Annotated in this window: 14 protein-coding genes and 1 riboswitch; of the genes, 8 read left to right on the top strand and 6 right to left on the bottom strand. The window is 39.6% G+C overall.

The genetic code is table 11. The features are described from left to right. Positions 1-11: 11 nt before the first annotated feature. From E2K98_RS06270 to E2K98_RS06260, 3 genes are all read right to left on the bottom strand, one after another. Entirely contained in the window at positions 12-911 is a 900-nt protein-coding gene (locus E2K98_RS06270; protein ID WP_372512659.1) for a DMT family transporter, read from the bottom strand. A 120-nt stretch (positions 912-1,031) separates the two neighbouring features. After that, positions 1,032-1,769: a metallophosphoesterase family protein gene (locus E2K98_RS06265; protein WP_133333404.1), complete on the bottom strand. Its 738-nt coding sequence runs from the start codon at positions 1,767-1,769 to the stop codon at positions 1,032-1,034. Positions 1,770-2,077: 308 nt separating this feature from the next. Continuing rightward, complete coding sequence (locus tag E2K98_RS06260) at positions 2,078-2,365, bottom strand: DUF2642 domain-containing protein (RefSeq protein WP_133333403.1); 288 nt, start codon at positions 2,363-2,365, stop codon at positions 2,078-2,080. Between the two features lie 244 nt (positions 2,366-2,609). Between E2K98_RS06260 and chrA the strand changes: the two genes are divergently transcribed. Beyond that, positions 2,610-3,800, top strand: coding sequence for a chromate efflux transporter (chrA, locus tag E2K98_RS06255; RefSeq protein WP_133333402.1), 1,191 nt, complete (start codon positions 2,610-2,612; stop codon positions 3,798-3,800). Between the two features lie 101 nt (positions 3,801-3,901). Here chrA and E2K98_RS06250 read toward each other — a convergent pair whose 3' ends face one another. Beyond that, on the bottom strand, positions 3,902-4,819 hold the full coding sequence (locus tag E2K98_RS06250; protein ID WP_133333401.1) for an MBL fold metallo-hydrolase: 918 nt from the start codon (positions 4,817-4,819) through the stop codon (positions 3,902-3,904). A gap of 151 nt (positions 4,820-4,970) precedes the next feature. Beyond that, the gene (locus E2K98_RS06245; protein ID WP_133333757.1) at positions 4,971-6,050 is read right to left on the bottom strand and encodes an AbrB family transcriptional regulator; all 1,080 of its coding nucleotides are present in this window, start codon (positions 6,048-6,050) and stop codon (positions 4,971-4,973) included. Positions 6,051-6,270: 220 nt separating this feature from the next. On the opposite strand from E2K98_RS06245, the gene E2K98_RS06240 reads away from it, so the two are divergent. The 4 genes from E2K98_RS06240 to queE all read left to right on the top strand — a co-directional run bounded on the left by E2K98_RS06240 (position 6,271) and on the right by queE (position 9,598). Further along, positions 6,271-7,485 (top strand): sensor histidine kinase, encoded by a 1,215-nt coding sequence (locus E2K98_RS06240; protein ID WP_133333400.1) that lies wholly within the window; start codon positions 6,271-6,273, stop codon positions 7,483-7,485. A 153-nt stretch (positions 7,486-7,638) separates the two neighbouring features. Next, positions 7,639-7,682, top strand: a riboswitch (PreQ1 riboswitch). 54 nt (positions 7,683-7,736) lie between these two features. After that, positions 7,737-8,396: a 7-cyano-7-deazaguanine synthase QueC gene (gene queC, locus E2K98_RS06235; RefSeq protein ID WP_133333399.1), complete on the top strand. Its 660-nt coding sequence runs from the start codon at positions 7,737-7,739 to the stop codon at positions 8,394-8,396. Positions 8,397-8,400: 4 nt separating this feature from the next. Next, the gene (gene queD / locus E2K98_RS06230) at positions 8,401-8,883 is read left to right on the top strand and encodes a 6-carboxytetrahydropterin synthase QueD (RefSeq protein ID WP_133333398.1); all 483 of its coding nucleotides are present in this window, start codon (positions 8,401-8,403) and stop codon (positions 8,881-8,883) included. A gap of 10 nt (positions 8,884-8,893) precedes the next feature. Next, positions 8,894-9,598, top strand: coding sequence for a 7-carboxy-7-deazaguanine synthase QueE (gene queE, locus E2K98_RS06225; protein WP_407921208.1), 705 nt, complete (start codon positions 8,894-8,896; stop codon positions 9,596-9,598). Positions 9,599-9,668: 70 nt separating this feature from the next. Here the strand turns inward: queE and E2K98_RS06220 are convergent, their stop codons facing one another. Continuing rightward, positions 9,669-10,370 carry a polysaccharide deacetylase family protein gene (locus E2K98_RS06220; protein ID WP_133333396.1) on the bottom strand — a complete coding sequence of 234 codons (702 nt, stop codon included), beginning with the start codon at positions 10,368-10,370 and terminating at the stop codon, positions 9,669-9,671. A 475-nt stretch (positions 10,371-10,845) separates the two neighbouring features. Here E2K98_RS06220 and E2K98_RS06215 point away from each other — a divergent pair, with 475 nt between their 5' ends. The 3 genes from E2K98_RS06215 (at position 10,846) to E2K98_RS06205 (ending at position 13,448) form a co-directional block, all read left to right on the top strand. Beyond that, on the top strand, positions 10,846-11,040 hold the full coding sequence (locus E2K98_RS06215) for a Fur-regulated basic protein FbpA (protein ID WP_133333395.1): 195 nt from the start codon (positions 10,846-10,848) through the stop codon (positions 11,038-11,040). Between the two features lie 332 nt (positions 11,041-11,372). Next, a complete protein-coding gene (locus tag E2K98_RS06210; protein ID WP_133333394.1) occupies positions 11,373-11,666 on the top strand; it encodes a hypothetical protein in 294 nt (97 codons plus the stop codon). Between the two features lie 132 nt (positions 11,667-11,798). After that, entirely contained in the window at positions 11,799-13,448 is a 1,650-nt protein-coding gene (locus E2K98_RS06205; RefSeq protein ID WP_133333393.1) for an AAA family ATPase, read from the top strand. The last annotated feature ends 91 nt before the right edge of the window (positions 13,449-13,539 follow it).

Here is a 13,539-nt window from a genome sequence, read left to right as displayed (position 1 = left end):
ACCGCTTTTTACTATGCAGCTTCCTTCTGTTCGATTGGTCTCTGTCTTTGCTGTTGAATCAAGAAACAAAACACACCGAACAGAACAAGAGCCCCGCCAAAAATCTGCCAGCCAGCAAGAGTTTCTCCTAAAAATAACATGGATAAGGCAGTGGCTCCGACAGGCTCTCCTAAGATGCTCATTGAAATGGTGGTTGCATTGACATAGTTTAATAGCCAGTTGAAAATTACATTAGCTAGATTTGGTATAACAGCTAGTAAAACAAAGATTCCCCATTCACGTGCACCGTAGCCGCCAAGCGGGATTCCCGATACAAGGTTGTAAAATGCTAAAAAAATCGCGGCGATCCCAAAAACTGAAAAGCTATAAATCCAGTGGGAGACCTTTTTAACGACTCTTTGTCCGATTAAAAGGTACATAACAACCGCAATTACACTTAGAAATGAGAGGAAGTCACCGGTTATCGCTTTTTGACTTAAGGCGAAGTCTCCCCAGCCCACCATGATGGCTCCAATTACGGCGATTCCCATCATTAATATTCTTGAGAGGGTGGTTCTTTCTTTAAAAAGAAAAAAGCCGCCAATTAATGCAATAATCGGTTGTAATGCAAGGATAATCGTCGAACTGGCGACGGTAGTCAACTTTAAGGACCCAAACCAAAGCGCATAATGCAGGGCTAAAAATAAACCTGAAAAAATTAGAAAATACCATTCTGTTCTTGCTATTTTGCCAAAGTCGCCCCGCTTCCGCCAAGCAAACGGTGCAAGCAACAAACAAGCAAGACCCATCCGATACATGCTTAAAATCGTTGCGGGTGCATGGGACCATTTTACGAAAATAGCGGAAAACGAAATGGCGACAATGGAAAATACTAATGGAAAAACGATGGATCTAGAGTTGGACTGTTTCACTTTTATCCCCTTATCTATCTTATTTATTAGAAACTCGTTCATTAAGAAACAATTATAGAACGTTATACGTTATTCTTCAATAATATTTCAAGTAAAAAAGAGGAGGAAAGACCCTCCTTGTTATAAATTTTTCAAATGCTGGTTCCCATGAAAGACTTTTAAAATGTAATCAGCGTCGGGGATATTTAGTCTTTTGTAGCCAAGTAAAAATTCTTCATTATCATACGGAACTTCTTTAAAACAAACGTTTGTTGCACCACTTTCCGCTATTGTAAGAATCGCGTAGGGGGCATATGGCTTATGATTGCAGCCTAGCGCACCAGGATTTAGATAGAGTCGATTCTTTGTCTTAAAATGATGGATGACATGATGGTGTCCAAAACAAACGATAGCTGCTGTCGAGTTTTGATAAAATTCATCCAGTTTTTTATCGGTGGGTTCCTTATCAACCGATAAAAATTTCTTTTGTTCTTGTAGATGATAGTGAACAAAAAGCATTTCTTTTTCATGGTAATTGGCTTTTAGAGTGGTTGGAATTTCTTTTAGGAAAGAGATATATTTTGGATCTAGTCGTGTTGCCAGCCATTGATGATGCTTTTTTTCAGCCCCTCTGCTATAAACTTCTCTTCCTGCGATGATATCGAGTATGGCTTCATCGTGATTCCCCTTGACAAAGGAAATATCTCTTCTTGAGACAAGCAGCTCCAGAACCTCATTGGTTTCATAACCAATCCCGACTAAATCCCCTAAACAGTAAATATGTTCAATTTGAGGATCGCAATCAATATCATCAAAGACCGCCTTTAAAGCAGACTGGTTCCCGTGAATATCCGTGATAATAGCAATTTTCTTATCCATAATCATACACTCCAACTTTTAAAGATAAACCTATTCTAACCCAAAATGGTGACAGGCACCATCGGTGGACAAAACAGTGAAAATGTTCGTGTGGGATGGACACTAAATTGAGGATTCCCAAATTTCTTCGAGGGATGGGGGAAATACCCTAATGCAAAGTCGTCGATTATTTAGCACAAAACTGAGGTTGATAAAGGGATTGTCGGGATTAATCGGGGTAATGGAAGGGGGATAGGGCAAAAGAAAAAAGAGCTTCAAAGTCATTCCAAGCTCTTTTTTCTGTCTATTTAGATAGGTAATTTTAAACGTTAATTACTCTCATGATGGTGTTCATGTTCATCATCGTGTTCCAATTGCGCTTCCATTGGATTAAAGCCAAATGGACCCCGTGGAATCATTTCCACTCGATAAATGGCAACAATTGCCTCAATTCGAATGGTCAAATCCGTCGGAACCCCTCTACCCCTGCTATGCAAGATTACCACATCAGAACCTACAGTTTTTAAGCGGCCATTAAAACTCCCTTGAAGAGTAACAACCTCAACCTCTCTCTTTAATAGTTCATGGGCAATTTGATGAAAATTTAAATCAGTCATATCATCAACCTCCTCCTTTCCCCTCTACAGTAAATGCAGATACACAAAAAATGTGTATGAGTAAAGTGGTTAGTGGATTCTATTGATTTCGACAATATTCGGGCGGTGACAGGCACCGCCCGAAAATTCTTGTTTTTCAATCGAATGTTGCACAAAAACTAAAAAGGTTGAAATGTTAATGGGGAATGATGTAAAAATGAATTAATGGATATTGGTTGATGGATAAATATTATGGGGGGGAATTATGAGTCCAGTTAGAAAAAATACGGTACGGTTATTGGTAGAGGTTTTTGGGGTTGCTTTAAAACTTGGGTTGACTTCGTTTGGTGGTCCGATTGCTCATTTGGGTTATTTTCATGAGGAATATGTTCGAAAGAGAAAATGGCTGGATGAACGCAGTTACGTTGATCTTGTGGCGCTTTGCCAGTTCCTCCCCGGTCCTGCAAGCAGTCAGGTAGGGATTGGGATTGGGATGATGAGAGGGGGGATTTTAGGAGGATTTGCCGCTTTTCTCGGTTTTACCCTTCCATCAGTTATTGTACTTATAATTTTTGCTTTTCTCCTAAATGGATTAAATGTTAATGAAGCTGGATGGGTACATGGCTTGAAAATTGTTGCAGTTGTCGTAGTCGCTCAAGCAATCATCGGCATGGCGAGGACACTTACACCAGACCTTAAGCGAAAAGCATTAGCTTTAGGAGCTTTAATTGTTAGCTTGCTTATTCCGGCAACCTTTACACAGGTTGGAATTATTATCATTTCCGCAATAATCGGGTTCCTATTTTTCAAACATTCAGACAAACAAGTGGACATAGCCATTCCTGTGCCCGTTTCCCGAACGCTGGCCTTAGTATGCCTAACATTTTTTTTCGGATTATTATTCCTTTTACCCATACTTCGAGATGTCACAGCATCTCATACAATAGCACTTTTTGATAGCTTTTACCGTTCAGGAGCGCTGGTTTTTGGCGGAGGACATGTGGTCCTGCCTTTATTAGAAAAAGAATTTGTTCCACAGGGCTGGATTTCGAAGGAAAGCTTTCTAGCCGGTTACGGTGCAGCACAGGCAGTGCCTGGACCGCTTTTCACGTTCGCTGCCTATTTAGGTGCAGTCATGAATGGCTGGAAGGGGGCACTCTTAGCGACAGGGGCCATCTTTTTGCCAGCATTTTTATTAGTAATGGGGACGCTGCCGTTTTGGGATATACTTCGCCGAAACCCGAAATTGAAAGGGGCCATGCTAGCTGTAAATGGGGCGGTAGTGGGGATTCTAATTGCTGCCTTTTATACCCCAATTTGGACAAGTGCGATTCAATCGGCAAAAGACTTTGCACTCGGATCCATTTTATTCAGTCTCCTCATCATTATGAAATTGCCTCCGTGGGTGATTGTACTAGCGGGTATGACGGGAGGAATGATTTTTTCACTGTTTTAGTAGGGAAGACAGTTGGTTTCCGATTAGGTAATCCATATTAATGTTATGTAAACTAAATTAAAATAAATCAGGGCGCACCGAAGGGTCGCCCTGTACTCTTTTCAAGAATCAAAAATGGTTTCCCCAATTAATAAAACTCGTAACAGTTCCTGTGGTAGCTCTCTTTTTTCCCATTCCTTCAACAACCTCTCTAACGCTTCAGGTCCAGTGTCATCTGCTAAACGATACGCTCCGTAATGCATCGGAATGAATCTTTTCGCGTTTAACTCCATAAAAGCTTTAACACTATCCTCGGGTGAGATATGAGAAACAGCCATAAACCATTCTGGTTCGTAAGCGCCAATCGGCATCAGTACCGTATCAATCTCAAATTTTCCGCCTATTTCCTTAAATCCTCGAAAGTAACCAGAATCCCCGACAAAATAATGCGATTCCTGTTCCTGTTGAAATATCCAGCCGCCCCAATGAGATGTATTGATATCGGAAAGAGTCCTTCGCGTCCAATGCTGGGCTGGAACAAAATGAAATGTCAGTCCCTGGTACTCAGTACTTTCCCACCATCTCATTTCCTTCACACGTTGAAAGCCCTTTTTGGAAAAAATTTCTCCTAATCCAATGGGAACGAAATAGTGCGGATTGCCCTTTAATTTTCTTAAAGTAGGAAAATCCAAATGATCATAATGGCCATGGGAAATGACGACGATATCAATATCCGGCATATCTTTTAAAGAGATACCAGGCTCCGTTAACCGCTTTTGAAAACCCATCCGTTTCGCCCAAACTGGATCTGTTAGGATATTCACTCCATTCATTTGGATTAAAAATGTTGAATGGCCAATCCAAGTGAAGGAGGTCTTACTGTGATTTTCCTTGAGTTCGTTTATTTTCTTAGTTGGGGATTGCTGGATTTGAACGGTTAGATCCTTTACTTTGCTTCGCCTTTCCTTCATCCACTTTCTCATATCGTTAAAGGACTTTTTGTTTTGCACATCATCCAAATTACTATATCTTTTTTTCATAAAATCCCCCGCAAAAAAACGCTTATTTTTCATCATTATAGCAAACATCTTTTAAACATTAGAATTTTTAAGGCTGTGTTATTTATCGTAATAATATTATGTAAACCAAACTTGTTTTTTAAAGGTGCCATAGTCTCTATGACACCAAATCTTACGAAGTACGGGCCGTTTTTCGCATGCTCATTTTAAAAAACAGGCGTAAAAGCGGTGGAACCGCAAAATAGATAAAAAACAACCGAAATAATTGGAATCCAGTAACCATTGATAAATCAGCCTGAACCTCATGGGCAAGGATTCCCATTTGATCCATCCCGCCAGGAGCTACGCTTAAAAAGCTAGTCGATGCTGTAATATGTTCCTGAAAAACGAGCAGTAGGCTTAGGCCCAACGAACCTAAAATCATTACCATCCCGCTTATTAATGCGAGGGTAATCACTCTGGCCTTATGCTGAAGTTTTTCCGGCTTTAACAATAAGCCGATGTAACCGCCAATCATAAATTGAGATAGGTCCAAAATCGATGCAGGCAGTGCAGGACCATGCAGGCCGGAAATATTGACAATTGCTGTTCCTAAAATTGGTCCCAGTAAAAAGGGAGTAGGGAACTTAAGTTTTTTGGCGAGAAATGCACAAATGACACAAAGGATTGCAAGCCAAACAATCGATGTATTGGCAGTTTGGACAGTATGAATCAATGCCCCAGTTGAGCTAGCAGATGTACTCCGAAAAAACGGTCCGAAAATTAGAAACGGCACAAAGAAGATAATCATCATGAGCCTAGCAACCTGCAGGAATGTGACCGTTGTAATGTCAATACCCTTTACTTCTTCGGCAAAGATAATCATTTGTGACAGTCCGCCGGGAATACTTCCTGTCAAAACCGTTGGATAGTCAACACCAGTTAATTTTGAAACGACAAAAGCAATGCCGGCGCAAAATGCAACAAGTAAAACGGTCATTAGCAGCATGGTGGGCAATTGTTTCAAAATCTGAAGAAGCGTACTTTTAGTAAACGATAAACCGATGGAATAACCAACAATAATCAAACCAGCGTTGCGAACCCCACTAGGCCAATACAATTGAGTTTTTCCAAATCGAGCACCAATAAATATAGAAACCATCGGCCCGAGCAGCCAAGGAATTGGTGTATGGATAATAGAGAATAAGATGCCACCGATCATGGCTATTACTAGTGAAACGGAAAAACGAACCCTTTTGTAATTTTTATTCATATTCAAATAAAACCCTTCAATCTATTTTAAAAATCAGACAAGATAGTACCATGATATCATAGGAGCTTTGTTTCATATTTAAAAAAGCTCTAGCTCGGGAATATTCATGAGAAAGGCCTAGGTCGGCTTTGAAGAAAAATAGAAGTTTTATAAATACTGGAATTTTGTTAGAATAATAACAGCTTTTGAAAATTTTTTACACTAAAAAAGGTGTGTATGCATGAAGCAGTTTTACAATTTAATTACTCAAAAATTTTACTATCTATTTACCTCCATCATCATTTTCCTTATGATCATGGGATTATTCGTTGCGAACCCACAGTACCATCACTTTGGGGCGGGGATGATCCTACATATATGCCTTGTTGCAGTATTATCCATATGTTTACTTTTATATCCAAAACATGAAACACATCTTTTTCGAATCGTCATTATTTTGATATGTGCGGCATATTTTTACACGCTGTTCTTTTTATATAGTGAAACGTGGTCAACATTTATCTTTTTATGTTTCATTCCGGCAATCTCCATATTGTTTTTTGATTCAAAGCTTTTTTATTTTTCGTTAGTCTTAAACAGTATACTTATTTTCCTGCTTTTTGGCTTTTTTTCATTAAATAAGCAAACATCATTTTATACTTATATTAAAATGGATTTACTTGGAAATCTGATGAATTTTATTGCCAGTCAAGTAATGTTATTTTTTATTTTTTATTTAGCTTCTGCTCGGATTAAAAAACAGCAAATGTATTATGAACAAATCCAGCAGACAGAGCGCTTGAAGACAACGGGACAGTTAGCTGCTGCGGTTGCGCATGAAATAAGGAATCCACTTACGGTCGTGAAAGGGTTTTTGCAATTATTTGAAAAGGATGCATCTCTAAGTGAGGGTTTTAAAAAGAATTTTTCTCTTATGATTGATGAAATTAATACGGCAGAACACGTCATTTCTCAGTTTTTAACGATAGCTAAACCGGATAAGGATAAAAGGATGGAAACAGTGGATGTTGCCGTGGTTCTTCAAAGCGTGACAGATTTACTCAAATCATATGGTCTCCTGCACGATAATCATATTGAGTTAAAGGTGGTAGAAGATTGTTTGATTGCAGTAAATGTCATTGAGTTTAAACAACTGGTGATAAACCTCATTAAAAATGCAATTGAAGCTTCAAAAGTGGGAGATACTGTCCATGTAAAGACCGAAAAAGTAAAAAATGAAGTCGAAATCCAAATCACCGATGATGGAAACGGAATGTCAGAAGAAGTTATCAAATCACTCGGCACCCCCTTTTATTCACTAAAAAGCAAGGGCACAGGTCTAGGACTAATGATCTGCTACAACATCGTCGAAAAATACAACGGAACCATTCAATTTATAAGCTCCATCGACAAAGGAACAACCGTCGTCGTCCGCTTTCCATATCATCATATTTAGATTGCCTGTGGACCATTTTGTGGAACAAGAAAAATTGGGTGGTGCCTGTCACCGCCCGGTTTTTGTCGAATTCAAAATTTCGGGTAGTGACAGCCAACGTAAAAAATAGTAATATAATTTGGTGACTAATAATATATACAAATCCGTATATCTGCGGTAGAGGTTCTAGCACCCCTCTTTAAAAAAACTAAGGAAAACGGGTCTGCTTTCTTTAGTGGGTCTGTTTTTTTATTTAAAGGAGAGAGTTTAACGTGAAAAAAGATAAAGCAGTTGTTGTTTTTAGCGGCGGCCAGGATAGTACGACATGTTTATTCTGGGCATTAGAGCGTTTTGAAGAAGTAATTGCCGTAACGTTTAATTATAATCAACGGCACAAGTTGGAAATTGAATGTGCCCAAAATATTGCGAATGAACTTGGTGTGAAACATCATATTTTAGATATGTCATTATTAAACCAGCTGGCTCCCAACGCATTAACGAGGGATGATATTGAAGTGAAAGAGGGCGAAGATGGGGGACTGCCGAATACATTTGTTCCAGGTCGGAACCTTTTATTTATGTCCTTTGCCGGTGTGCTAGCGAGTCAAGTAGGAGCAAAACATATTGTAACCGGTGTATGTGAGACAGATTTCAGCGGTTACCCGGATTGCCGTGATGTGTTTATTAAATCATTGAATGTTACCTTAAACCTGTCTATGGATCAACAATTTGTGATTCATACTCCCTTAATGTGGATCGATAAAGCGGAAACATGGCAGCTGGCAGATGAACTTGGTGCTTTAGAGTTTGTCAGAGAAAAAACTTTAACTTGTTATAACGGTATTATCGCAGATGGCTGCGGTGAATGCCCGGCATGTAAGTTACGAAAAAACGGACTAGATCAATATTTAAGCACACGAAAGGAGTTATAATCACATGTATGGTTTTCGAATCGTGGATAAACTCCAAAAAATCAACGAAGATATCCAGCCAAATCAATTAAAATATCATTCTAAAAGAGTCCTCGTCAGCAAGGAATTTACCTTTGATGCGGCGCATCATCTCCATAACTATGAAGGGAAATGCAAAAATCTTCATGGTCATACGTATAAGGTGATTTTTGGATTGAGCGGATTTGTCGATAAACGTGGTCTCATGATTGATTTTGGTGATATTAAAGAGATTTGGAAAAATGAGATCGAAATTTTTCTAGACCACCGCTATTTAAATGAAACGCTTCCACCGATGAATACTACCGCGGAAAACATGGTTGTCTGGATTTATGAAAAAATGGCTGAGGCACTTTTAAAGGAAGAAAGACAGCAAAGGTATCAAGGTGCAAGAGTCGAGTTTGTGCGTCTTTTTGAAACGCCGACAAGCTATGCGGAAGCAAGACGGGAGTGGATGGAACTTGACTAAACTACCCATAATGGAAATTTTCGGACCAACGATTCAAGGCGAGGGAGCCGTAATTGGCCAAAAAACGATGTTTGTCAGAACGGCCGGATGCGATTATTCCTGCAGCTGGTGTGACTCTGCCTTTACCTGGGACGGTTCTGGAAAAAGTGATATTCGGATGATAGAAGCAGAGGAAGTTTGGCAGGAGCTAAAGGAAATTGGCGGTGATCGTTTTTCATTTGTTACGATCTCAGGGGGAAACCCGGCGCTACTTAAAAACTTGGATTCATTGATTAAGATTTTTAAAGAAAATGAGATTAAAATAGGCCTCGAAACGCAAGGCAGCAAGTGGCAGGATTGGTTCTTGGAGATTGATGAACTAACGATTTCTCCAAAACCACCAAGTTCGAAAATGGTAACAGACTTTTCAGTACTAGACCAGATCATTGAGAATTTGAAGGAATCCTCCCATAATGTAAGTCTCAAAGTTGTGATTTTCGATAATCGTGATTATGAATATGCCAAAAATATTCACCAACGCTACCCCTATGTACCATTCTTCTTGTCGGTAGGTAATGATGATATCAACACCTCTGACAATCAAGCACTACTAATGCATCTACTAAAAAAATATGAGCTCCTCGTTGATAAAGTCATGCAAGATTCAGACTTTAACAACGTAAAAGTTCTACCCCAATTACACACCTTGCTGTGGGGGAATAAACGAGGAGTATAGATTCGTATGGAACATTCTGTGAAACAAGAAAAATCGGGTGGTGCCTGGCACCGCCCGATTTTTGTCGAATTTAAAATCGGTTTTGTAGTTCATTTACTGTTACAAATTTATATCCTTTTTCTGTTAATTCTTTTAGGATCCCCTCAATGGTTTTTTGTTCGTTTCCAGTCTGGTCGTACATGGGATGGAGGAGTATGATGGAACCTGGTTTGATATTCTGTTTTACATAGTTTACCTTATCCTTAATAGAGGTATAATAGGTGTCCGGTTCTAGGTTCCATGTGATGGTATCCCTATGATGCTTGTTCAAATAAAAGGGGAGTCCGACAAGTTTTTTTCCATTTGGCGGACGAACATCGATTTCTCCCTTATATCCAACTTTGCGAATCAACTTATCCGTTTGTACAATTTCTCTCTTAATATAATTAGGGCTTTTAAAAATCATCCTTTTATGTGAATAGGTGTGATTGCCGATTTGATGTCCGGCTGCTGCAATTTTGCGTCCCTCATCTGGATGCTGATGTAATTCATTGCCAATGAGGAAAAAGGTTGCTTTAGCATGGTACTGATCGAGAAGGGTCAATATATTGTCCACGTTCCTTGTAGGACCATCATCAAAGGTAAGAGCTACCACCTTTTTATTGGTTTTAACATGGTCCGTAATACCACCAAATAACTGGTAAGTCCGTGAATTCATTAATTTGTATGTACCCAATAAAGTTAAAAAAAGTGCAAGCAAGATAACTGAAGATAAAAGTATTCTTTTCTTCATTACATCCTCCTATAATGGCCCGTTCTTTCTACAGTATAACAAACTGGTTAAAACTACTTTCTTCTTCACACATACTTTCCAACACACATTAAAAATAATCCAATTAGGTTTGAACAAGCGGTAATGGGGAATATAGAATAGGGGACCGAGCTAAGATAAATCCTAATGTTACTGAAAATTTATTTTTCTTACTTATATTATAAGAATTTAACAATTTCATTAAGTGTGTGTCCATCTGGCAGGTATCGACAATTCCCTTTCCAATAAGCCCTTATAATGGCCAATGGGAAAGGAGTTGATTTTCTTTCATCAAATATTATTTCATTATGATTTATTCCTACAAACGCTTTTTGACAGGATTTTTTCTACCTCTTTACTAATTATGGTCCATAAAACAATAGTTACAGCTAAATCATTTCGAATTCTATAAAGTAAACCACCGAAAAAACCAGTTAATAATTAGGAGGTTTAACAAATGAAAATATTACTTCGAAAAGCAGGACAGGAAAAACGGCAATTCCTGATTGACGAACTACTTAAGTTTGGAATTTACAAGAAAAATAATAAACATCTATATGAATGGAATTTATGTGAACTTGAAAAAGAATACCACTATATAGTTACGAATGATTTGGTTGAAAAGAGGAAGAACAATCTTGTAATGAGATAGTGCGTAAGAAAGCTCCAATCCTATAGTGGGTTTGGAGCTTTCCTAGTTTATACGAAGGTTCCTTGGAGCATTGCTCAAAAAAATATCCGACCACTCGGGCCGGATCCACAAAAAATATATTAAAAGGGAGAAAAATGAATAAGAAGCTTGTTCATTTTATGTTTTCATTTTACTTTCTAAAGATGAACAAATTATGAAAAAAGGATGAAAGATATTTTAAAAGGTGCAGTTTTTTTCTAATTATTAGTCTGAAAATTTTAATTATTTAACCGATTATCTCATCACCTGTCCTATGCCGACCGCATATTTTGGAGTAAAGGTGGTGATAAAACATGTCGTTTACACTTTCAGATTGGCTGCTTTATACTTTGTGGGGCGTCTTTGGACTCATGATCATTGATTTTCTTATCGGATTTTTCCAATCCTTCTGGAAAGGTTCCTTCACTCCTTCCATTGTATTAAATTATTTAAAAGATATTATCTACCTCGTACTGCCATTAAATATCCTTATCTCATTGTTCCCGATTGACCCAAGCGGCTGGATCCTCGTGACCTTCTATTTCATTGGCGGACTCGGAGTAATCCTCAAATATTTAATGGACATCAAAGGAAAATTCACCAAGTAGTTGTGAAACAAATTCTGTGAAACAAGAAAAATCGGGTGGTGCCTGGCACTACCCGATTTTTCTCGACTCTAGGCAACTTATAAGTAAATTGCTCATAGAATATTCTAAATCTTCTGTAAAGGATATGAGACCATGAGGAATTATCGGTGGATTAAGTGGCGTAAAATTATCCTCTGGGCCGCAGCCCTCGTCCTGATCACGGTGTTGATTTGGAGTGGAGGGCCAACAGCCTGGAATATTGCAATTAGTATTCTTAGTTTATTGCTGCAGTTGCTGTTTGCAATGCTATTTATGATCATCCAATTTGTTGCGCTCTTTTGGTTCTTGGCCCGAGGGCGTACGTATTGGATTCTGCCAGGAGAGACAGGTTCAACTTGGGACGATTATCGAGGAAACCCGGAAATTGTAGAAAATGCAAAGAGAATTGTTACCTTGCTTAAAGGTGTTAAAGAGTTCAAGGAAATGGGCGGTGAGGCAATCCGAGGGTTGCTGTTATGTGGACCACCCGGAACAGGCAAGTCGTACTTGGCTCAAGTCATTGCCAACGAAGCACAGGTTCCTTTTGCCTATGCATCAGCGCCAAGCTTTCAAAATATGTTCTTTGGTGTTGGCAATCTAAAAGTGATGGGATTATATCGAAAAGCTAGGAAGCTTTCAAAGGTGTATGGGGCTTGCATCATTTTTATTGACGAAATTGACGCAATCGGTATGAGCCGTCAGACTGGTGGGGCCGGAGGAGGTATGATGGGAGGACTCATGGGTATGGGCGGTTCCGGTCTTCTCAATGAGCTGCTTTTGCAAATGGATCCACCAAATATTGACAACTCAAAAATAGCGAAGCTCCTTCGTTCACTCGGTCTTCGCCGCAAGAAAGCAGATCGTCCCGCAGTATTAACCATTGGAGCCACCAATCTACCCGACGTACTTGATCAAGCGCTCCTTCGCCCCGGCCGTTTCGACCGCAAGCTTTGGGTTGATTCCCCAGATTTTGATGGCCGTGTCGACGTCTTCGATTACTATCTTCAAAAAGTAAAAAAAGATCCAACCATTACTGCCGAAAAGGCAGCACTTGACACCATTGGTTACAGTCCCGCCCAAATAAAACATATCGTGAATGAGTCTGTTGTCATCGCACACCAGCGTGGTGCCCAGTTAGCAAGCTATGAGGATTTCCGGGCAGCGATGGAGACATATGAGTGGGGACTAAAACAGCCGCTCCGATCCATGAGCGAGGACGAAAAACGAAATGTTGCATACCATGAGGCTGGTCATGCGGTTGCACAATATCTTTTGAAGGCACACGAACGTGTGTGGAAGGTGACAATCATCCGCCGAGGCGGGGCACTGGGCCTCGCTGCAACTAAACCAACACATGAACGCTATAATCGAAGTGATGATGAAATTCTTGCAGAAATCCAAGTCTGTCTCGCGGCTAGGGCAGCTGAAGAAGAGTTTCTTGGAAAAAAATTAAACGGTGTTACCTCGGATTTGCAGCAGGCAACTTTGTTAGCCGGTGCTTACCTAGGTGCAGTGGGCATGGGTGACGAGTTGTTTAGCTGGCTCGCTTTAGGATCTCAGGCTGAGGGACTAAAGGCGCTTCGGTCAAAGATTAATGAATTGCTGAAAGCCCAGATGCTTGAGGTGAAAAAGTTAGTTCGCGAACACGCTGACTTCGTCCATTTGATTGCAGCGGAACTGCTGAAACAAGGCGATTTAACCGGTGAAGAAATTGAACAAATTTATATTAACATATATGGGCATAGCCGTCCGCAGCCGGCATAATGTAAATGCTCTTATTTAAATTATATAAAAACACCTTCGCTAAAGAAATTAGATTAGCGAAGGGGTCTTCATTTTTACTACACATTATTTG

The sequence above is a fragment of the Bacillus salipaludis genome (assembly GCF_004358205.1).
Note: the sequence above shows the minus strand (reverse complement) of the source record. Positions and strands in the feature narration are given on the sequence as shown.